Source organism: Stenotrophomonas maltophilia (assembly GCF_004920835.1).
GTDB classification, from domain to species: Bacteria; Pseudomonadota; Gammaproteobacteria; order Xanthomonadales; family Xanthomonadaceae; genus Stenotrophomonas; species Stenotrophomonas maltophilia_AQ.
In genome coordinates, this window is the sequence record NZ_QFHO01000009.1 from 77,249 (window position 1) to 98,183 (window position 20,935).

Genomic DNA, 20,935 nt, shown 5'->3' on the forward strand with positions numbered 1-20,935 from the left:
ATGAATGAGGTGACCATAGCTAAAGATGGTGAGAACGAGATTGCGGTGCCGCAAGCTTGGCGGCCCACGTTCGCAGCCATCGTTGATGCGCTGATCCAAGGGGGCGAACCATCGCTACCGCAGGTAACCCTTCAGGCCCCAGATGTGTGGGCAGGCGCGCAAGAGAGCATTCGCGCGTATGGCGCACACTTGAAAAGGTTGCCAGACGAATCCTGGAACTCTTCCGTATGCATTTGGTATGGAGATTTTTGGAATGTTCTGGTTGATCTTTACACAGAAGAGGAGGGGAGGAGCGATCTTGTGCTTCAGGCTCATGTGTACGAAGTTGGCGATGGATATCGATACGAGGTGGTTTTGGTATACGTGCCGTAGAACCTGTGAGTCCGTTCGAATTTCATCGGTTTTCAGATTAAGTGGTGACTGAACTGGCGGCTACATGGAGTGTTGTGGTTTCTGCCGGTGCCCAGACGGTCACCTACATCCACACGGACGCGCTGGGCTCGGTTGTGGCTGAGAGCGATGCCAACGGCAACGTGATCAAGCGCTATGACTATGAGCCCTACGGGGCAGTGGTAGGCGGTCAGGTCACGGATGGCCCGGGGTACACCGGGCATGTGAGCGATGCGGCCACCGGGCTGAGCTACATGCAGCAGCGGTACATGGATCCGCAGCTAGCTAGGTTCGCTCTGGGCGCAACAATCTTGGTCGTAAACGAAAAGCTCCGGCCTTGGTCGGAGCTTTCTGTTTAAGCATTTGAGGCAATCGCTAGTCAACGGCTTGGTCGATGGGAATACGACCTCATTGGCGCCTCACAATCACCGCATCCCGCGCCAACCAGCACGCGAGCTGCCGCAGGTACCCGCCCACAGCACCGGCCAGCACACCCAGCAGCAACCGCCGCAACACGCGCGCCGATCGCAGGCCAGCCTCCCGCAACCAAGGCAGCATCGCCATCACCTGTGCACCCAGCAACAGCGCCAGCACATCCAGCCCCAGCGCATCCATCACCGGCAACAACGGCAGCAGATCCGGATTGCAGGCCAATACGATCACCAGCAGGGTACCGAGCACAGCCATCACGCGGCGCCCAGCGGGCAGGGTGGTCCAGTGCAGCAGTCTGGCAATCAGGCGCATGGCGTTCCTTGTGTCATGGGCGTGAGCCCTCACCAGAGCGCAAGCGCACCGGCTGCCGCAGCACGGTCTTCAACCGAGCAGCTTCGGTCCTGCGCGGGTCGCTCAGGTAGATCTCGTGATGGGGGCCGGCAAAGGCATATCCCAGTGCAGGCATCAGCTCGTCATGAAGATGCGCCAGGATCGGCCCCTCGTCATCGTAGGCACCCACATGCAGGGTCTGCAGGCAGAGACCTTCCTCGAGCGTTTCATGGCGAAGGCTGGCCGGCGCCTCACCCAGCTTCTTCCGCGCCTTGCCGAGGGCTGCTTCCAGCTGCGCTGGACTGATCCCTTCCGGCGTACGGATCATCACCGTCCACACCCACTCATCCTTGCGGCGTGCCACGAAACTGGCGGGATCCTCAGCCGTCCACAGCGCTTCCAAGGGCGGCACCACGTAGTCCTGTCCGTCGGCTTTCAACGCGAACTTCAGCGCATAGCTCACCGCGTACAGCCACTGCACCGCCTGCAGGTAGGCCGGGGCGGTGTTCGGGTCGCCGAGGCCGTCGACCATCAGGTAGGGCAGCGGCGGTACGTTCACCGTCACGAACCGGCCCGCCGGGGGCTGGTACAGCGCGCGATCGCGTCGCTTGAAGTCGATCTTGTCCATGGGCCTTCCTCCTGCGTGGAGCATCCCATGTCCATGCCCCGGCAAACATGCCTGAACAGGTTCAGTCGACTTTGCCGAACCCGGTCGGAGCCCCCGCCATCGCCCGGTGCCAGGATGCTGCGCTCGGGCGTTCTGCCCGCCATGCCACGCAGTGCGACAACGTGTCGCAGTCAGAATCAGGCCTTTCCTGCGCTCGATCATTGTCAATGCCTTTCTTAAATGGTGCGTGACGGCCTAAAATTGAAAGGCTGACTCGACCCCACCTCCCTGCCTGTCTTCCGGACAGGTGGGACCGGCTTTGGCCGGAACAGGCAGGACGGGGAACGGCATTCCCTCGCAATTGGATCGACCGATGATTCCGTTGAAAACCCTTGGGCGCTGGTTGCGCCCGGGCCTGCTGCTGTCGTTGCTGGTGATGCTCACCGGCTGCGATGCCGTGGCCATCCTCAGTCCGAAGGGCCAGATCGGCCATGATGAGAAGACCCTGCTGATCACGGCTACCGTGCTCATGCTGCTGGTCGTCATCCCGGTCATCATCATGACCCTGACCTTCGCGTGGAAGTATCGCGCCTCCAACACCAAGGCCCGCTACGAGCCGAAGTGGTCCCACTCGACGGCGATCGAGGTGGTGGTGTGGTCCATTCCCTGCATGATCGTGCTGGTGCTGGCGGTCCTGACCTGGCGTTCGTCGCACGCGCTGGACCCGTACAAGCCGCTGGAATCGGACGTCAAGCCGGTCACCATCGAGGCGATCTCGCTGGACTGGAAGTGGCTGTTCATCTATCCGGAAGAGAAGGTGGCGGTCGTCAACGAAATCAAGTTCCCGGTCAACACGCCGCTGAACTTCAAGATCACGTCCGATACGGTGATGAATGCCTTCTTCATCCCGCACCTGGGCAGCATGATCTACTCGATGGCTGCGATGGAGACCAAGCTCCATCTGATCGCCAACGAGACCGGTGAATTCCCGGGCATGTCCTCGCACTACAGCGGCGCGGGCTTCGCCAAGATGCATTTCACCGCCTACTCGGTCACCGATGCCGAATACCGCCAGTGGCTGGACCAGGTCCGCGCCGGCGATCAGACCCTGGACAAGGCTTCGTTCAAGGCCCTGGGTGATGCGCGCAACGCCGAGTGGTATCCGGTCACCTACTTCGGCAAGACCGAAGAAGGCCTGTTCGACTGGGTCCTCGCCAAGCACATGGGCGACAACAAGCATTACGGCATGAAGCACTCGCACGCCGGTGCCGCCGCTGCCGATGCTGCCAGCCATGAAGCGCACGAGGGCCATGCCCCCAGTGATGCACATGATTCCAAGGAATCGGGTGAAAACCTGGATGCCAACGAACACGAACACGCAGGCCATGCCGGCCACGCGGGCTCGGGAGAATGAACATGTTGGGAAAACTCTCTATTGAGTCGATCCCCCACGATCCGATCGTCCTGACGACGTTGATCGGCGCAGTACTGGGTGGCCTGGGCGTGATGGCCCTGATCACCAAGTTCAAGCTGTGGGGCTATCTGTGGAAGGAGTGGTTCACCTCGGTGGATCACAAGAAGATCGGCGTGATGTACCTCATCGTCGCCTTCGTCATGCTGCTGCGCGGTTTCTCCGACGCGATCATGATGCGTACCCAGCAGGCCCTTGCCGTCGGCGGGTCCGAGGGTTACCTGCCGCCGCACCACTACGATCAGATCTTCACCGCCCACGGCGTGATCATGATCTTCTTCGTGGCGATGCCGCTGATCACCGGCCTGATGAACCTGGCCGTGCCGCTGCAGATCGGTGCGCGCGACGTCGCGTTCCCGTTCGTCAACTCGCTCAGCTTCTGGCTGTTCGTGTCCGGCGCGGTGCTGATCATGCTGTCGCTGTGGATCGGTGAGTTCGCTGCCACCGGCTGGCTGGCGTTCCCACCACTGTCGGGCATCGAATACAGTCCAAGCGTCGGCATGGACTACTACATCTGGGGTCTACAGGTCGCAGGCCTGGGTACCACGCTGAGCGGTATCAACTTCTTCATCACCATCCTGAAGATGCGTACCCCCAGCATGAAGCTGATGCAGATGCCGGTGTTCACCTGGACTGCCCTGGTGACCAACGTGCTGATCGTCGCTGCCTTCCCGGTGCTGACCATCACCCTGGTGCTGCTGACCCTGGACCGTTACCTGGGTACGCACTTCTTCACCAATGACGGTGGCGGCAACGCCATGCTGTACATCAACCTGATCTGGATCTGGGGTCACCCGGAAGTCTATATCCTGGTGCTGCCGGCCTTCGGTGTGTTCTCCGAAGTCATCGCGACCTTCTCGCGCAAAGCGCTGTTCGGCTACAAGGGCATGGTCTACGCCACCGCCTGCATCGGCGTGCTGTCGTTCATCGTGTGGCTGCACCACTTCTTCACCATGGGTTCGGGTGCCAACGTCAATGCCTTCTTCGGCATCACGACGATGATCATCTCGATCCCGACCGGCGTGAAGATCTTCAACTGGCTGTTCACCATGTTCCGCGGTCGCGTGCAGTTCACCACGCCCGTGCTGTGGACCATCGGCTTCATGGTCACCTTCACCATCGGCGGCATGACCGGCGTGATGCTGGCGATCCCGGCCATCGACTTCGTGCTGCACAACAGCCTGTTCCTGATCGCCCACTTCCACAACGTCATCATCGGCGGCGTGGTGTTCGGCATGTTCGCCGGCATCACCTACTGGTGGCCGAAGATGTTCGGCTTCCGCCTCAATGAGTTCTGGGGCAAGTGCGCGTTCTGGTGCTGGTTCATCGGCTTCTACGTGACCTTCATGCCGATGTACGTGCTGGGCTTCATGGGCATGACCCGTCGTCTGCAGAGCACGGTCAACCCGGCCTACGAGCCGCTGCTGCTGGTGGCTGCCGCAGGTGCCTTCATCGTGGGTGCCGGCATCCTGTGCCAGATCATCCAGGTGGCCGTGTCGATCCGCGACCGCAAGAAGACCGCCGACCTGACCGGCGACCCGTGGGATGCCCGTACGCTGGAGTGGGAAACCTCTTCGCCGCCGGCCTTCTACAACTTCGGCAGCCTGCCGGAAGTCACCGAGCTGGACGATTTCTGGGAGCGCAAGCAGCGTGGTGAAGCCTGGCCGAAGCCGGCCAAGTACACCGACATCCACATGCCGCGCAACACCGGCACGGGCGTTGTCATCGGTGCCTTCAGCCTGGTGTTCGGCTTCGCGATGATCTGGCACATCTGGTGGCTGGCCATCGTCGGCTTCGTCGGCATGATCGCCACGTTCATCTACCGCACCTTCGACCAGGACGTGGACTACTGGGTCCCGGCTGCCGAGGTGGAACGCATCGAGAACGAACACCGCAAGCACCTGGAATCCCAGGGCCTGGTGAAGTCGGAGCTGAAGGCATGAGCACCAATACCTCGACCCTGAGCCACGGGCACGCCGCGCAAGCGGCGGCCCATGGCCATGACGACCACGAGCACCACGACACCGGCGGCAACACCGTCTTCGGTTTCTGGGTGTACCTGATGAGCGACTGCCTCATCTTCGCCTCGCTGTTCGCCACCTATGTGGTGCTGGCCGGCGGTACCGATGGTGGCCCGACCGCGAAGGACCTGTTCGAACTGCCGTTCGTGGCATGGGAAACCGCGCTGCTGCTGACCTCCTCGCTGACCTTCGGCCTGGGCATGATTGCCATGCACCGCAAGCAGATGGGGCAGATGTACCTGTGGCTGGGCATTACCTGGCTGCTGGGCTTCGGCTTCATGTGCATGGAAGTGTGGGAATTCCAGCACCTGATCCATCAGGGCTATGGTCCGGACCGTAGTGCCTTCCTGTCGGCGTTCTTCGCCCTGGTCGGTACCCACGGCCTGCACGTCAGCGCCGGCCTGCTGTGGCTGCTGGTGATGTTCGTGCAGCTGAAGAAGTACGGCCTGACCCCGACCAACAAGACCCGCATGGCGTGCCTGAGCCTGTTCTGGCACTTCCTGGACCTGATCTGGATCGGCGTGTTCTCCGTCGTCTACCTCAATGGAGCGCTGTAATGGCACATGACAACCATGCACACGACCATGCCGCCGGCGGCGAAAGCCATGGCAGCGTGAAGTCGTACCTGATCGGCTTCGTGCTGGCGGTGGTGCTGACCGTCATCCCGTTCTGGATGGTGATGTCGGGCGACTTCTCGCGCACCGTCAACGGTGTGGTGATCGCGATCACCGCGGTACTGCAGATGCTGGTCCACCTGGTGTTCTTCCTGCACCTGGACCGCTCTTCGGAAAGCCGCTGGAACGTCAACGCTGCGGCCTTCACCGTGGTGGTGATCGGCATCATCGTGGTCGGTACCCTGTGGGTCATGCACAACATGAACGTGCACATGATGCACTGACGTCTTCGCGACGTTGCCACGCAGAAAGGCCGCCCTCGGGCGGCCTTTTTGTTTACTGGTAGCGCCGGGCCATGCCCGGCGACGCATCAATGCCGCCGGGCATGGCAGGTATGTGGTGGTAGTGCCGGCCGCTGGCCGGCAATTGCGGGAAGCCGGCCAGCGGCCGGCTCTACCCGTAGATCCACGGCATGCGTGGATGAACCGCCGGGTCAACCCACCCGGCGCAGGAACTCGTCTGCTTCCATCGGCCGCCCCAGGTGGTAGCCCTGCAACTGGTCACAGCCCAGTTCGCTCAGGTACTCACGCTGCGCCTGGGTCTCCACGCCTTCGGCCACAACCTGCAACTGCAAGGTGCGGCCCAGCGCGATGATCGACGACACGATGGCTGCGTCCTCGTCGTTGCGTTCCAGGTCATGCACGAACGCGCGGTCGATCTTGAGTTCGGTGGCCGGCATCCGCTTCAGGTACAGCAGACTGGAGTAGCCGGTGCCGAAATCGTCGATGGCGATATGCACGCCCATCGCGGTCAGATCGTTGAGGATCGCCAGGCTGGCGTCGACATCCTTCATCGCCGTGGTCTCGGTGATTTCCAGGGTCAGCCGCGCCGGTTCGATCCGGTGCCGCTGCAGCACCTCGCGCACGCTGTCCAGCAGCGCCGGCGAGGCGAACTGCAGCGGCGACAGGTTCACCGCCATCGACCATTCCGTATGCCCGGCCTCGTGCCAGGCGCGCAGCTGCGCACAGGCGCGGTCCAGTACCCAGTCGCCGATCGGCAGGATCAGGCCGCTGCGCTCGGCGATGGGAATGAACACATCCGGGGCCAGCAGGCCCAGTTCCGGGTGCTGCCAGCGCAGCAGCGCCTCGGCGCCGGTAGCCGGTGCGCCGGCGGCCGGGAACTTCGGCTGGTAGTGCAGCAGCAGCTCGTCACGCGCGATCGCCTTGCGCAGGTCCTGCAGCAGGCGCAGCTGGCGGTTGGCACTGAGCTGCATCGACGGGGTGAAGAAGGTATAGCCGTTACGGCCGGTTTCCTTGGTGTGGTACATCGCCGCGTCGGCGTGCGCCATCAGCTCGCGCTCGTTGCTGGCATCGTCCGGGTACAGGGCGATGCCGAGACTGGCGCTGACCTGCAGTTCGGCCGCATCCAGCGTGAACGGCTCGCCGGCGGCGGCGATGATGCGTTCGGCCACCACCACCGCGTCGTCCGGGATATCGATGGCCAGCACGATCACGAACTCGTCGCCGCCGAGTCGGGCGAAGGTGTCCTGCGGCCGCAGCAGGCCGCCGATGCGCTGTGCCACCGCCACCAGCAGGCGGTCGCCCAATTGGTGGCCGTAGGCATCGTTGACCGCCTTGAAGCCGTCCAGGTCGCAGAACATCACCGCCACCGCGCGGCCACGACGGTGCGCCTTCTCGATGGCCTGCTCGATGCGGTCCTGCAGCAGCATGCGGTTCGGCAGCTGGGTCAACGGGTCATGCAGGGCGGCCTGGATCAGCTTGTCGTTGGCGTGCGCCAGCGAATCGGCCAGCAGGCCGGTGCGCACGCGCATCTGCCGGTCGAACAGCGAGGCGACCAGAGCGATGCCCAGCGTGGCCACGGTGGTGACGATCACCAGCACCGCCAGCCAGCGGGTGTCGATGCCGCCACTGCCGACCGCGCCGCAGATGCTGCCTTCAGGGAAACGTGCGGCGGCCATGCCGGTGTAATGCATGCCAACGATGGCCAGGCCCATCACCAGCGAGGCCAGGGCGCGCAGGCGCAGCGTGTTGCGCTGCTCGGCCCGCAGCCGGAAGGCGATCCACAGCGCCGCACCTGCGGCACCGATGGCCACCGCAATGGAGGCGGCGAACCAGCCTGGGTGATATTCGATACCCGGCTGCATGCGCATCGCGGCCATGCCCAGGTAGTGCATGGTGGCGATGCCCAGCCCCATCAGCACCGCCCCGGCCAGCAACCGTCGCCAGGGCAGGCTGGGCCGCGACACCAGCCATAGTGCATAGGCCGAAGCACCGATCGACACTGCCAGCGAGTACAGGGTGATGCCGAGGTCGTAGCCGACCGGGATCGGCAGGTCGAAGGCGAGCATGCCGATGAAGTGCATCGACCAGATGCCCAGGCCCATCGCCGCCGCGCCACCGGCCAGCCACCAGCGCGCCACGCGGCCTTCGGCCGTGGCCAGCCGGCCGGCCATGTCCAGCGCCGTGTACGAAGCAAGAATGGCCACCAGCAGGGAGATGGTGACCAGGCTCTGACTGTAACTGCCAGTCATTTCGGATCCAGTGGGGGAGGGAGGGGCGCCCGCAAGGCGCACGCCCGCGACCCCTATCGGCGCAGGTGGGCGGGACTTGAGCGGTCGCAGCAGCTGCGACCCGGCTCGGCTATCCTGCCACGCCTGTTCCCGTTGCTGGAAATCATCCGATGGCTAAAGCCCGCACCGCCTACGTCTGCAATGAATGCGGCGCCGAATTCAGCAAGTGGCAGGGCCAATGCACCGAGTGCAATGCCTGGAACTCGCTGTCGGAAATCGTGCTGGAAAGCGCGGCGGCGGCCAAGGCGCCGGCCTCGCGCCGGGCCGGCTGGGCCGGCAAGATCGACCCGCCAAAGATCACCGCGCTGAAGGACGTCGAGCAGACCGAGCATCGCCGGGTCTCGACCGGCATCGGCGAGTTCGATCGCGTGCTGGGTGGTGGCTTGGTCGAGGGCGCGGTGGTGCTGGTCGGTGGCGACCCGGGCATCGGCAAATCGACCCTGCTGCTGCAGGCGGTGGCTAGGATGGCGGCCGTGCTGCCGGTGTTGTACGTCACCGGCGAGGAATCGCTGGCCCAGGTAGCCGGCCGCGCGCATCGCCTGGAACTGCCGCTGGACGGCGTCAACGCGCTGGCCGAGACCGGGGTCGAATCGATCCTGCAGCACGCGTCCAAGGCCGGCCCGCGGCTGATCGTGGCCGACTCGGTGCAGACCCTGTGGACCGAGAGCCTGACAGCCGCGCCGGGTTCGGTCAGCCAGGTGCGCGAGAGCGCGGCACGGCTGGTGCGCTTCGCCAAGGAGACCGGCACCGCCGTGTTCCTGGTCGGCCACGTGACCAAGGAGGGCGGCATCGCCGGCCCGCGCGTGCTGGAGCACATGGTCGATGCCGTGCTGTACTTCGAAGGCGAGAGCGGCAGCCGCTTCCGCCTGCTGCGCGCGTTCAAGAACCGCTTCGGTGCGGTCAACGAGCTGGGCGTGTTCGCGATGGGCGACAAGGGCCTGAAGGAGGTCTCCAACCCGTCGGCGATCTTCCTGTCTGGTGGCAGTACCCACCAGCCGGGCAGTTGCGTCATGGTCACCCGCGAGGGCACGCGGCCGCTGCTGGTGGAAGTACAGGCGCTGGTCGATGCCTCGCCGCTGTCGAACCCGCGCCGTGTCGCGGTCGGCCTGGAGCAGAACCGCCTGGCGATGCTGCTGGCGGTACTGCATCGCCACGGCGGCGTGCTGGTCGGCGACCAGGACGTGTTCGTGAATGTCGTGGGTGGCATCCGCGTGCAGGAAACCGCGGCCGATCTGCCGGTGCTGCTGGCGGTGCTGTCCTCGCTGCAGGACCGCCCGCTGGCGGAAAAGACGATTGCTTTTGGCGAAGTCGGCCTGTCCGGCGAGATCCGCCCGGTGCCCAACGGCGAGGACCGCCTGCGCGAAGCCGCCACCCATGGTTTCAAGCGCGCCATCGTGCCCAAGGCCAATGCGCCCAAGGGTGGTTCGGTGAAGGGCATGGAAGTGATCGCAGTGGAGCGCCTGTCCGAGGCCATCGACGCGGCGCGGATCTGGAATACGACCTCAAACACGGCAACGGTCAGCCTCCCTGTGCTAGTTTTTCCCGCTCGACGAAGGCGCCCTCTGGCGTCTTTCCGTGCCCAGGAGTAACCGATTACATGCAGGACACCGCACTCACCGCCCCCAACGCCGAAATTCGTCGCGCCGGGGTCGATCTCAATGGACTGATGACGGTGCTGGGCAAGCACCTGTATTCCACCCCGGTGGTGGCGCTGCGCGAGCTGGTGCAGAACGCGCACGACTCGATCATCCGCCGTCGCATTGAACAGCCTGGCGTCGAGGTGCCCTCGCGCATTTCGGTGCAGGTCGATGCCGCCGCTGGCGTGCTGCGCATCAGCGATACCGGCGCCGGCCTGACCCGCCAGGAGATCCATGATTACCTGGCCACTGTCGGCGTTGGCTACACCCGTGGCCTGCGCCAGGGCGGCGAGGACGATGAAGGCCTGATCGGCATGTTCGGCCTCGGCTTCCTCTCTGCCTTCGTGCTGGCGCGCCGGGTCAGCGTGCGCACTACCTCGTACCAGACGCCGGAGCTGGGGCACCTGTACGTGTCCAGCAACGCCGAGCAGTACACCGTCAGCGAAATGCCGGCGCGTGCGGTCGGCACCGAGGTGGAGCTGGAGCTGCATCCGGATTTCCTGCCGCTGGCCAACGAAGCACGCCTGCACGAGGTGCTGGGCCGCTACTGCGCGCTGCTGTCCGAGCCGATCTTCATCGGTGCCGGGGCCGAGGCGCTCAACCCTGAGCCGCCGCCGTGGCGCGGCCAGGGGGAGGTCGCCGTGCATCCGGTGCAGGCGCGGCGCCAGGCGCTGCAGTTCGCGGCGCGCTTCGAGCATGATTTCGAGCCCATCGTGACCGTGCCGCTGCGCGCGGACGGCAGCAGCGATGCCACAGGCATGTTATGGGTGCAGGACGGTGCCACCTACGGCACCAGCGACAATCGCAACCTGTCGGTGTTCGTGCGCGGGATGCTGCTGGACGACGATGCGCGCGACCTGCTGCCGCCGTGGGCCGGCTTCATTGGCGGTGTGATTGAATCCTCGCGGCTGACGCCCACCGCCAGCCGCGAAGACCTGCAGCGTGACGACCAGTACCGCGCCGTGCAGCATGCACTGCTGGAAGCGCTGATCGATGGCCTGGCCGACGTTGCACGGCAACAGCCGGAAGCCTGGCGGCGCGTGCTGAGCCGCCACAACGAGGCACTGCTGGGCGCGGCGCTGTGTGATGACCGCCTGTTCGAACTGCTGCTGGAGCATGTGCGCGTGCCGACCTCGCAAGGCGACCTGCCGGCCAGCGCGTTGCCGGCGCGTGGCGCGGTGCACGTCATCCTCGACAACGGCGGCGGCTTCGAGGAAATGCTGTTCCGCGCAATGGGCGTACCGGTGGCACACGGCCATCGCTATGCGGTGGTGCCGTTCCTGCGGCGCTGGGCCCAGGCCAAGGGGTTGCGTCTGGTCGAACTCGGCACCGAGCAGGGCAACCGCGCGCTGTTCCGTACCGATGACAGCCTTGATGAGACGCAGCTGGCGTGGCTGCGCGAGCAGCTGGGCGATGGTGAACAGCTGCTGCCGGCACGCTTCAGCCCGGAGGCGCTGCCGGTGGTGGTGGTGCCCGACCGCGAGGCCGAGCTGAAGCAGCGCCTGGAAGACGACGAGAACGACAAGCGCGTTTCAATGGCGGCGCTGCGCCTGGCCCGGCAGTTCACCGCGCGCATCGAATCGCGTGCGCCGTCGCGGCTGTACCTCAATCTCGACAACCCGGCGGTGCAGGCCCTGCTGCGCGCCCAGCGCGACGGCCATCCGCAGGCCGAAGCCGCTGCACGCCTGTTGCGTTCGTTGAAGATCATTGTCGCCGCGCAGGGCCGTCCGCTGGCCCGCACGGCTGCCACGCCGGGCCCGGATCTCAATGGCGCCTTCGCCGATATTGCCGGTGCCCTGCAGCAGATGCTGCGCTGAGCACCCCCCCTCTCATCCAGCCTTCGCTAGACAGGAGCATTTACCCCATGGACATCTGGAACTGGGTCGAAAAACTGCAGGGTGACCTGCGCCAGGCCGGCCAGGCGCAGAACGCGCACCTGCTGAACCGCCTCGCCGACGAGGTCAGCGAACTGCAGGTCGACCGCGTCGACGCACTGCTGCCCGAAGCGCGTGCGCTGGGCAAGGCGCTGGACAACCCCTGGGTCGACGTCTACGTCGGCCACTGGGCACTGCGCAACCGCGTCGGCAACCGCGTCGAAGGCGAAAGCGCGCTGGGCGAAGCCGTGGCGCTGTTCGAGCGTGCACACCGCGAGGACACCCTGGAGTGCCCGCAGTCGATCTGCGTGACCCAGGACCTGGCCGCCTGCTACGGCAACATCGATGGCCCGGGCTGGGTGCCGGAACGTATCGAGGTGTGCGATGAAACACTGGGTCGCATCGACCCGAGCTGGGCCTGCTTCCAGTGCCTGAGTTGCGAGAAGGCCGATGCACTGCTTGACGATGGTCGCGGCCAGGACGCGCTGGACTACCTGCAGGTGCAGTCGGATGCGATCGAAGCCTGCGGCAAGGAAGTGTTCGACAGCTTCCCGGAGATGCAGATCAAGATCCTGCTGGGCATGGGCCGCGCCGAAGAAGCGCTGGTACTGATCGAGAAGCGCGAGGCCGAAGTGGCCGCGTCCGGCGAGTACGAGCCGGCCAACTGTACGGTGCCGCGCCGCTTGTCCAAAGCCTGGGCGCTGGCTCAATTGGGCCGCGACGAAGAGGCGCTGCAGCAGCTGGTGCCGTGGAGCGAGCTGACGCCGACATACTGGCGGCTGTGGGCGAACACAGCTGCCGCACTATGCCAGCGTGATCCGACGCGCAATACCTGGGACCTGGGCACGCGCTTCAATACCATCATCGAACACTTCGCCCGCGTCGGCTCGCACCGCCTGCTGATCGAGGTGGCCGCGCTGAGCCTGGAGCTGGCCCTGCAGCGTGGCGCGCGCTGGGTCGCGCAGCGCCAGCTGGAGCTTGCCCGTAGCCATCTGGCGCAGCTGCGCCAGGACCGCGGTGCGGCTGCGCTGGTGGCGGGCCTGGCTGCGCGCATCGATGCGTTGCCGGAGGTCGCACCGCTGCCGGTGCCGGCCGCTGAACTGCTGGCTTGGCTGAACGAGCAGGGGGAGCAGAATCAGTCGCGCGATCCCGAACGTGAGGCGCAGTGGCTGCTGCAGGCACAGGCGCAGCTGCCAGATGATGAGGCGCTGGCAGAAATGGCCGCCTCCGCGCTGAGCGCCTGTGGTGCACAGACGGAAGCGCGCGCATTGCTGTGGCGCTTCGTGCGCGCGCACACGCAGGATGATGGCCCGGCCGCCTACACGCTGATGCGCTGGCTGGCCGAGCAGGGCGACGACGACGGCCTGCGCCTGCTGGCGGATACCTATCGCGGCAGTGTGCCGGTGTTTGCGCACTGGTGCGAGGTGCAGCGCGCCCGCCGCGTGTCGGACTGGCCGGCGCTGGAGCAGGCCGCGCAGGCGCTGCTGGCGGCCTCGCCGGGCTCGCATGGCGCGCGCGGCACGCTGGCGCGGATGTACATGGAAACCGGTCGCTTCAGCGAGGCGCAGGCCAGCTATGCGCAGCTGGTGGAGTTGCTGGAAGAACCCAGCGCCGCGTACTGGGACCACATGAGTGCGGCCAGCGCGGCACGCGACTGGGACGCGGTGCGTCGCTCGGCGGCGGCGATCGGCATGGAGCTGTCCAGCCAGGACGGCGTGGTCGAGGAGCCGTGGGGTTGGGTGATCATCCGCAGCGAAGAGAACGGCGAGCCGATGGAGTACTACGCACGCCGTAGTGGCCCGGTGACCGCACGCATCGTCGAGAACGCGCCGGCCAATCGTGCGCAGCAGGTGGGCGACTGGGTGGTGTTCGACGCTGCGCTGGTGCATCCGGCGCCGGAGGAAGAGGAAGCGCGCGAGCATTTCATCCCGACCTATGCGCAGGTGCATGTGCTGGAGCGCGGCGGCTTTGCCCGCAGCTGGCTGGTCGACGGCGCGCACCCGGGCGAAGACGCGTGGAATGCCTTCGTCGAAGCCGCCGAGGCGCAGGGCTGGAAGGTGTGGTCGCACAGCCGTGCGGACTACACCGTGACCGATCCGGACATGGAGGAGGGCACCCTGCCAGGCGTGCTGTTCACCGTCGCCCAGCCGCAGGATCATGCGCCGCTGGCGCTGCACCGCCTCCTGCAGCAGGAGACCGCGAAGTGGCCGCACCCGCACTGCTGGCTGCGCCTGGCCGAGGCCTGTGACCAGGATCGCCAGCCGCACCTGGACGTGATCGAGCGTTACGGGTTGTAAGCGTGATATCGGGCAGTGCCGGCCGCTGGCCGGCAACGCCATGAGATCCTGTGTTGCCGGCCAGCGGCCGGCACTACCTCAAGGAGATATACATGCGAAAGACAGGGATGTTCGTGATCGCCGGGCTGCTGCTGGCCCCCGCCGTGCAGGCCGCGCCGGCCTGCCAGGAACCAGTGGCTGTGGCCCGTGCCTTCTACGAGGCAACCACCGGCAATGGCGATCTGCTGGAACCGCCGCCGGCGCTGGTCAGCCCGGCCTTCGTCAAGGCCCTGCGTGGCGAGCGCGCCTGCCAGACGCGTGAGGAAGGCATCTGCACCATCGATTCCGATCCGTGGCTGGACGCCCAGGATGGTGACATCGACAGCCCGGTGCGATACAGCTGGAAAGAGATCTCGGCCACTACGGGCCAGGTTGAAATGCGCTATTCGGTATGGAATACGGCCTACCTGACCCGCCTGCCGATGGTGCGCGAAGGCCAGGGCTGCTGGCAGGTGGACGACATCCTCACCAACAGCGGTCGTTCGGTACGCAGGATCCTGGCCCAGCCGGTGCCCTGAACTGCCGACGGCATCCACGCATGGCGTGGAGCTACTCCATGTGCGATTGCCGGCCAGCGGCCGGCACGCCTTTATCGCGAATGCCCGAACACCAGTTCGATCACGAACTGGCTGCCGAAGAACGCCAGCAACAGCAACAGCATCGCCGCCAGCGTCCAGTGCACCGCTTTCATGCCGCGCCAGCCGTAGCGTCGGCGGCCGATCAGCAGCACACCGAATACGATCCACGACAGCACGCTCAGCACGGTCTTGTGCACCAGCTTCTGCGCCAGCAGGTCGTCGACGAACAGCACGCCGGTGACCAGGGTCAGGGTCAGCAGCGCGAAGCCGACGGTGATCACCCGGAACAGCAGCGATTCCAGGTCGGCCAGCGGCGGCAGCGCCCGCAGCCACGGGCGGAACTCGCGGCGACGCAGGGCGCGCTCCTGCAGCCACAGCATGATCGCCAGCAGCGCGGCGATGCTCAGCGTGGCGTAGGCCAGCAGCGCCAGCCAGGCGTGGCTGGCCAGGCGCCAGCCCAGCACCCTGCTCGGTTCGTGGCCGTAGCCGTGGTAGGCCAGCAGCAGTACCGCGGCCAGCGGGAACACCACCACGCCCAGTGCCGACATGCGCCCGCGCGCACCGACCAGCGAGGTCAGCCAGGCCATGCCCAGGCCGACCAGCGACAGTGCGGCGAAGAAGTGCATGTCCGGCCCGCCGTTGGTGCGCATCGCCACCATCACGTGGTAGCCGCCATGCAGCAGCATCGCCGGCAGTGCCGGCCACAGCCAGACCGGGGAGCCGGTGGTTTCATCGCGGCCGAGCGCGCGCACCAGCAGGACACTGGCAGCCAGGTAGAGCAGGACGGCGATGAGAACGATTGTCATCGTTGCAGTTTCGCATACCCCCGCGGTGGTGGCGACGGCCGCAGCGTCGCAGTCCGGCGGGCAGGGCGGACCCGTTATACTGTGTGCCTTATTGTCCCCCGTTTTCAGACAGGTCGTACCGCATGTTCGAGTCCCTGACCCAGCGCCTTTCCGGCACCATCGAGCGCCTGCGTGGCCGCGGCCGCCTGACCGAAGAGAACATCCGCGAGGCGACCCGCGAGGTCCGCATCGCGCTGCTCGAAGCCGACGTCGCGCTGCCCGTGGTGCAGGCCCTGATCGAGCGCATCAAGGTGCGTGCGGTCGGCCAGGAAGTGCTGAAGTCGCTGACCCCGGGCCAGGCCCTGATCAAGGTCGTGCGCGACGAGCTGACCGCGGTGATGGGCGCCGAAGCCAGCGACCTGAACCTGAATGTCCCGGCCCCGGCGATCATCCTGATGGCGGGCCTGCAGGGCGCCGGCAAGACCACTACCGTGGGCAAGCTGGCCAAGCACCTGAAGGAAAAGCGCAAAAAGAAGGTGATGGTGGTCTCGGCCGACGTCTACCGTCCGGCCGCGATCGAACAGCTGAAGACCCTGGCCGAGCAGGTCGGCGTGCTGTTCTTCCCGTCCAGCGCCGACCAGAAGCCGGAAGCCATCGTCCGCGCCGCCATTGACGATGCGCGCAAGTCGTTCGTCGACGTGCTGCTGGTCGATACCGCCGGCCGCCTGGCCATCGACGAAGCGATGATGGCCGAGATCAAGGCCCTGCACGCGGCGGTCAACCCGGCCGAAACGCTGTTCGTGGTCGATGCCATGACCGGTCAGGACGCGGCCAACACCGCCAAGGCCTTCGGCGATGCGCTGCCGCTGACCGGCGTGGTGCTGACCAAGACCGACGGTGACGCGCGTGGCGGTGCCGCGCTGAGCGTGCGCTACATCACCGGCAAGCCGATCAAGTTCGTCGGTGTCAGCGAAAAGCCGGAAGGCCTGGACGTGTTCCATCCGGACCGTATCGCCAGCCGCATCCTCGACATGGGCGACGTGCTGTCGCTGGTCGAGCAGGTCGAGCAGCAGGTCGACAAGGACAAGGCCGCCAAGCTGGCCGAGAAGGTCGCCAAGGGCAAGAAGTTCGACCTGAACGACATGCGTGACCAGCTTGAGCAGATGCAGAACATGGGCGGCATCGGCGGCCTGATGGACAAGCTGCCGGGCCTGGGCAACATCCCCGACCACCTGAAGCAGCAGGTCAGCCAGGGCAAGGAAGTGCCGCGCATGATCGCCATCATCAGCTCGATGACCAAGAAGGAGCGGCGCAACCCGAACCTGCTCAATGGCTCGCGCCGCGCGCGCATCGCCAAGGGCTCGGGCGTGACCCCGGCTGACGTCAACAAGCTCATGAAGCAGTACATGCAGATGGAAAAGATGATGAGCAAGATGGCCGGCGGCGGCATGAAGGGCATGATGCGAAGCATGAAGGGCATGATGGGTGCCATGGGCGGCCGCGGCATGCCGTTCCGTTGATGCGGGCCCCGTCCGCACTCTGATGTAGCGCCCGAGCCCATGCTCGGGCGGCGGCGCCGAGGCGCCGCATCAAACAGTCGAGCAAGCTCGACTCTACCCCCGTCCTGCGCGCACCATGGAGGCCTGTCCGAAACGATGGGCCGCCATGCAGATGTCCGCTGTTGCTTCCCGCGCCGAGGCGTTCTGCCAGCGCTTCGACGTTTCCGTTCCGATCCTGCTGGCACCGATGGCCGGTGCCTGCCCGGTGCCGTTGTCGGCCGCGCTGGCCAATGCCGGCAGCATGGGCGCGATGGGCGCGGTGTTGTCGTCGCCAGTCGATATCGGCCGCTGGATGGATGACTTCCGCGCCGTCTCCACCGGCCCGGCGCAGGTGAACCTGTGGTTGCCGGACCCGGCAGCGACCCGTGACGTCGCCGCCGAGGCAGCCAGTCGTGCTTTCCTCGCGCAATGGGGACCGGATGTACCGGCCAGTGCTGCCGACGCCACGCCCGCCGGTTTCGAAGAACAGTTCGCAGCGCTGCTGGCCGCCTGCCCGGAGGTGGCCTCGACCATCATGGGCGTGCTTTCGCCGCGCCACGTGCAGCAACTGAAGGATGCGGGCATTGCCTGGATTGCCTGCGCGACCACGCTGTCTGAAGCGCGTGCTGCACAGGATGCTGGCGCCGACGCGGTGGTGGCGCAGGGCGTGGAGGCCGGTGGTCATCGCGGTTCATTTGATCCGGCGATGGCCGAGCGTCAGCTGGTTGGACTGTTCGCGCTGCTGCCACGCCTGGCCGACCACCTGCAGATTCCGGTGATCGCCGCCGGTGGCATTGCCGATGGCCGTGGCATTGCCGCCGCGCTCACCCTGGGTGCCAGCGCGGTGCAGATCGGCACTGCATTCCTGCGCACGCCCGAAGCGGCGATCGCTTCGGCGTGGGCCGATGGATTGGCGGCCAGCGAACCAGAAGACACCTGGCCGACCCGTGCTTTCAGTGGCCGCCTGGGTCGCGGCCTTGCCACGGCCTACGTGCGCGCTGCCGCCGCCGAAGGTGCGCCGGCGCCGCGCCCGTACCCGGTGCAGCGCGGCCTGACCGCGCCGATGCGCAAGCAGGCAGCGCAGGAAAACCGGTTGGCCGCAATGCAGGCCTGGGCCGGGCAATCGGCATGGATGGCGCCGGCACGACCGGCCGCCGAAGTGCTGCACGACATGTGGAGCCAGGCGCAGGCATTGCTGAAATGACGGTGACCTGCAACGGCCGGCCAGCACAGGTCGAGGATCTGCTGCCAGCGCTGGTCAACTACGGCCACTTCACCTCGCTGCAGGTGCGGGGTGGGGCGGTGCAGGGACTGGACCTGCATCTGGCGCGGTTGTCGCACGCTACCCGTGAACTGTTCGGCAGCGAACTGGTTGTGGTGCAGCTGCAGGCCTGGATGGCGCAGGCCCTGCAGCTGGCTGGGCTGGCTGATGCCTCGCTGCGGGTGACGGTGTACTCGCGCCACTTCGATTTCCGCAATCCGCTGGCGGTGGTACCGGTGGACGTACTGGTGGCGGTGTCCTCGCCGGTGACGCTGGCCGCACCCAAGCGTGTGTGCAGCGTGGCCTGGCAGCGCGAACTGCCGCACATCAAGCATGTCGGCACCTTCGGCCTGTTCGCCGAGCGCCGCGCGGCAATGGCTGACGGTTTCGACGATGTGCTGTTCGTGACCGCCGATGGCGAAATGGGTGAAGGCAGCACCTGGAACCTGGCCTTGCACGATGGTGAGCGGCTGCTCTGGCCGCAGGCGCCAGCCCTGCGCGGTACCGCCGAGGCCTTGCTGAAGCAGCACTGGCCCGGCCCACAGGCCACGCGACCGCTGGCGCTGGCTGAACTGGGGGGTGTGAAGGCGGCCTTCGCCTGCAACGCCAGCGGCCTGTGGGCGCTGGACGCCATCGACGGGCATGCCCTGCCGGGTTCGCAGGCGCTGGCGGAACAGGGCAGGGCGGTGCTGGCGGCGGTGCCCTGGCGGGGATTGGGGTCAGATCCCTTGTCCCCTGCAAAAGGGATCTGACCCCGGCTGGCCAACCCCGGGGTTGGCTCCGGCCGACACTGCCGCTATAATCGCCGGCTTACCGCGCCATCCTGGCGACTGGGCAATAGGAAAAAAAAGACCATGGTCAAGATTCGACTGACCCGCGGCGGCGCCAAGAAGCGTCCGTTCTACCACATCATCGTGACCGACGTTCGCAGCGCCCGTGATGGCCGCAACATCGAGCGCGTCGGCTTCTACAACCCGGTTGCACAGGGTGGCGAGAAGCGCATCGAGCTGGATCTGGCCCGTGTTGACCATTGGGTCAAGAACGGCGCCCAGCCGACTGAAAAGGTCCGCAACCTGATCAAGGAAGCGGCCAAGTCCCAGGCCGCTGCGGCCTGATCCCGAAGGGCCGCGCCTGGCGCGGCCCGTCTGGTTGAACGCAGATGAAAGATAACGAGCGCCGCATCCTGCTGGGCAGGATTGTCGGCGCTTTTGGTGTGCGCGGCGAAATAAAGCTCGAGTCCTGGACCGAGCCGCGTTCCGCTATTTTCCGTTACCAGCCGTGGATCCTGCGCAGCCCCAACGGGCAGGAATCGACGCTTGAAGGCGCCCGTGGCCGCGACAGCGGCAAGCATCTGGTGGCCCGTTTTCCGGGCATCGAAGATCGCGATACGGTCGAGGCGATGCATGGCACCGAGGTCTACGTGGCCCGCAGTGCACTGCCACCGCCGAATGCCGATGAGTATTACTGGGTCGACCTTGAAGGCCTGGATGTGAAGACCACCGAGGGCGTTGCCCTGGGCCAGGTCTCGCACCTGTTCAGCACCGGCGCCAACGATGTGGTGGTCGTGCGCGGCGATCGTGAGCGGATGATTCCGTTCGTGTTGCCGGAGTTCGTCAAGTCGGTCGACTTCGAGGCCAACCTGGTCGTGGTCGACTGGGACCCCGAGTTCTGAGTGTGAGCATGCGTTTCGACGTCATCACCCTGTTCCCCGAGTTCCTCGCCCAGTCCGCCGGATTGGGCGTGGTCGGGCGTGCGCAGGAGAAGGGCCTGTTCAGCCTGCACGGCTGGAACCCCCGTGATTACGCTGAAGGCAACTACCGCCGGGTGGACGACCGTCCGTTCGGCGGTGGCCCGGGCATGGTGATGCTGATCGAGCCGCTGCAGGCCTGCCTGCAGGCGATCCGCGATGCTGATCCGACCCCGGCGCGGGTGATCCATCTCAGCCCGCAGGGTGCGCCGTTGACCCAGGCCAAAGTGCGGGAACTGGCGGCGTTGCCGCGCATGGTCCTGCTCTGCGGCCGCTACGAGGGCATCGACGAGCGCTTCCTGGAAGCCAATGTCGACGAGGAGATTTCCCTTGGCGATTACGTGCTGTCCGGCGGTGAGCTGGGCGCGGCGGTGATCATCGACGCCGTGGCCCGTCTGCAGGACGGTGCCCTGAACGATGCTGAATCGGCCGCCCAGGACAGCTTCGAAGGTGACCTGGGCCTGCTCGACTGCCCGCATTACAGCCAGCCGGCCCAGCATCCGCTGGGTGACGTGCCGGAGGTGCTGCGCTCGGGCAACCATGCGGCCATCGCCGCCTGGCGCCGCCAGCAGTCGCTGGTCCGGACCGCGCAGCGGCGCCCGGACCTGCTGGATGAACAGGTACTGGGCAAGGCCGACCGAAAACTCCTTGACCAGGCCCGCCAAGCCCGGAAACAGAAGGCCAGCCCCTAGCGCAGGGCTGGCTTTTTCGGCTATCATGGGCA

At 66.0% G+C, this 20,935-nt stretch carries 19 protein-coding genes and 1 pseudogene; 16 read left to right on the top strand and 4 right to left on the bottom strand.

Going from position 1 to position 20,935, the window contains the following annotated elements; all coding sequences use genetic code 11:
* Together DI041_RS08790 and DI041_RS08795 are read left to right on the top strand one after the other, a co-directional pair.
* Window positions 1–372 (top strand): DUF7668 domain-containing protein, encoded by a 372-nt coding sequence (locus tag DI041_RS08790; RefSeq protein WP_136638336.1) that lies wholly within the window; start codon window positions 1–3, stop codon window positions 370–372.
* 44 nt (window positions 373–416) lie between these two features.
* Window positions 417–749, top strand: a complete 333-nt coding sequence (locus DI041_RS08795) for an RHS repeat-associated core domain-containing protein (protein ID WP_345775779.1) — start codon at window positions 417–419, stop codon at window positions 747–749.
* 49 nt (window positions 750–798) lie between these two features.
* Here DI041_RS08795 and DI041_RS08800 read toward each other — a convergent pair whose 3' ends face one another.
* Window positions 799–1,134: a hypothetical protein gene (locus tag DI041_RS08800; RefSeq protein WP_136638335.1), complete on the bottom strand. Its 336-nt coding sequence runs from the start codon at window positions 1,132–1,134 to the stop codon at window positions 799–801.
* Window positions 1,135–1,147: 13 nt separating this feature from the next.
* Complete coding sequence (locus DI041_RS08805; protein WP_136638334.1) at window positions 1,148–1,780, bottom strand: GyrI-like domain-containing protein; 633 nt, start codon at window positions 1,778–1,780, stop codon at window positions 1,148–1,150.
* 352 nt (window positions 1,781–2,132) lie between these two features.
* Here DI041_RS08805 and cyoA point away from each other — a divergent pair, with 352 nt between their 5' ends.
* The 4 genes from cyoA to cyoD are packed head-to-tail and all read left to right on the top strand — an operon-like array spanning window position 2,133 to window position 6,149.
* Window positions 2,133–3,173: a ubiquinol oxidase subunit II gene (cyoA, locus tag DI041_RS08810; RefSeq protein ID WP_136638333.1), complete on the top strand. Its 1,041-nt coding sequence runs from the start codon at window positions 2,133–2,135 to the stop codon at window positions 3,171–3,173.
* 2 nt (window positions 3,174–3,175) lie between these two features.
* Window positions 3,176–5,173, top strand: a complete 1,998-nt coding sequence (cyoB, locus tag DI041_RS08815) for a cytochrome o ubiquinol oxidase subunit I (RefSeq protein WP_012510427.1) — start codon at window positions 3,176–3,178, stop codon at window positions 5,171–5,173.
* Window positions 5,170–5,808, top strand: coding sequence for a cytochrome o ubiquinol oxidase subunit III (gene cyoC, locus DI041_RS08820; RefSeq protein ID WP_012510428.1), 639 nt, complete (start codon window positions 5,170–5,172; stop codon window positions 5,806–5,808). Before cyoB ends, cyoC begins: the two co-directional genes overlap by 4 nt.
* Window positions 5,808–6,149, top strand: coding sequence for a cytochrome o ubiquinol oxidase subunit IV (gene cyoD / locus DI041_RS08825; protein WP_004148769.1), 342 nt, complete (start codon window positions 5,808–5,810; stop codon window positions 6,147–6,149). Before cyoC ends, cyoD begins: the two co-directional genes overlap by 1 nt.
* 209 nt (window positions 6,150–6,358) lie before the next feature.
* Here the strand turns inward: cyoD and DI041_RS08830 are convergent, their stop codons facing one another.
* Entirely contained in the window at window positions 6,359–8,416 is a 2,058-nt protein-coding gene (locus tag DI041_RS08830) for a putative bifunctional diguanylate cyclase/phosphodiesterase (protein ID WP_136638332.1), read from the bottom strand.
* A 149-nt stretch (window positions 8,417–8,565) separates the two neighbouring features.
* On the opposite strand from DI041_RS08830, the pseudogene radA reads away from it, so the two are divergent.
* The 4 genes and pseudogenes from radA to DI041_RS08850 all read left to right on the top strand — a co-directional run.
* A pseudogene (gene radA, locus DI041_RS08835) lies at window positions 8,566–9,939 on the top strand (DNA repair protein RadA); the annotation flags it as partial.
* Between the two features lie 113 nt (window positions 9,940–10,052).
* Window positions 10,053–11,909 carry an ATP-binding protein gene (locus tag DI041_RS08840; RefSeq protein ID WP_136638331.1) on the top strand — a complete coding sequence of 619 codons (1,857 nt, stop codon included), beginning with the start codon at window positions 10,053–10,055 and terminating at the stop codon, window positions 11,907–11,909.
* A 47-nt stretch (window positions 11,910–11,956) separates the two neighbouring features.
* On the top strand, window positions 11,957–14,263 hold the full coding sequence (locus DI041_RS08845) for a tetratricopeptide repeat protein (protein ID WP_136638330.1): 2,307 nt from the start codon (window positions 11,957–11,959) through the stop codon (window positions 14,261–14,263).
* 92 nt (window positions 14,264–14,355) lie between these two features.
* Window positions 14,356–14,820: a YqhG/Tai3 family protein gene (locus tag DI041_RS08850; protein ID WP_136638329.1), complete on the top strand. Its 465-nt coding sequence runs from the start codon at window positions 14,356–14,358 to the stop codon at window positions 14,818–14,820.
* A gap of 71 nt (window positions 14,821–14,891) precedes the next feature.
* Here DI041_RS08850 and DI041_RS08855 read toward each other — a convergent pair whose 3' ends face one another.
* Complete coding sequence (locus DI041_RS08855) at window positions 14,892–15,686, bottom strand: cytochrome C assembly family protein (protein WP_136638328.1); 795 nt, start codon at window positions 15,684–15,686, stop codon at window positions 14,892–14,894.
* Between the two features lie 122 nt (window positions 15,687–15,808).
* On the opposite strand from DI041_RS08855, the gene ffh reads away from it, so the two are divergent.
* From ffh to trmD, 6 genes are all read left to right on the top strand, one after another.
* The gene (gene ffh, locus DI041_RS08860) at window positions 15,809–17,185 is read left to right on the top strand and encodes a signal recognition particle protein (RefSeq protein ID WP_004149025.1); all 1,377 of its coding nucleotides are present in this window, start codon (window positions 15,809–15,811) and stop codon (window positions 17,183–17,185) included.
* 145 nt (window positions 17,186–17,330) lie between these two features.
* Window positions 17,331–18,407, top strand: a complete 1,077-nt coding sequence (locus DI041_RS08865) for an NAD(P)H-dependent flavin oxidoreductase (protein ID WP_136638327.1) — start codon at window positions 17,331–17,333, stop codon at window positions 18,405–18,407.
* Window positions 18,404–19,216, top strand: coding sequence for an aminotransferase class IV family protein (locus tag DI041_RS08870; RefSeq protein WP_136638326.1), 813 nt, complete (start codon window positions 18,404–18,406; stop codon window positions 19,214–19,216). The genes DI041_RS08865 and DI041_RS08870 overlap by 4 nt, the downstream gene beginning before the upstream one ends.
* A gap of 102 nt (window positions 19,217–19,318) precedes the next feature.
* Window positions 19,319–19,579: a 30S ribosomal protein S16 gene (gene rpsP / locus DI041_RS08875; protein WP_004149033.1), complete on the top strand. Its 261-nt coding sequence runs from the start codon at window positions 19,319–19,321 to the stop codon at window positions 19,577–19,579.
* 44 nt (window positions 19,580–19,623) lie between these two features.
* Window positions 19,624–20,136 carry a ribosome maturation factor RimM gene (gene rimM, locus DI041_RS08880; RefSeq protein ID WP_004149035.1) on the top strand — a complete coding sequence of 171 codons (513 nt, stop codon included), beginning with the start codon at window positions 19,624–19,626 and terminating at the stop codon, window positions 20,134–20,136.
* An 8-nt stretch (window positions 20,137–20,144) separates the two neighbouring features.
* Window positions 20,145–20,903, top strand: coding sequence for a tRNA (guanosine(37)-N1)-methyltransferase TrmD (trmD, locus tag DI041_RS08885; protein WP_136638325.1), 759 nt, complete (start codon window positions 20,145–20,147; stop codon window positions 20,901–20,903).
* The last annotated feature ends 32 nt before the right edge of the window (window positions 20,904–20,935 follow it).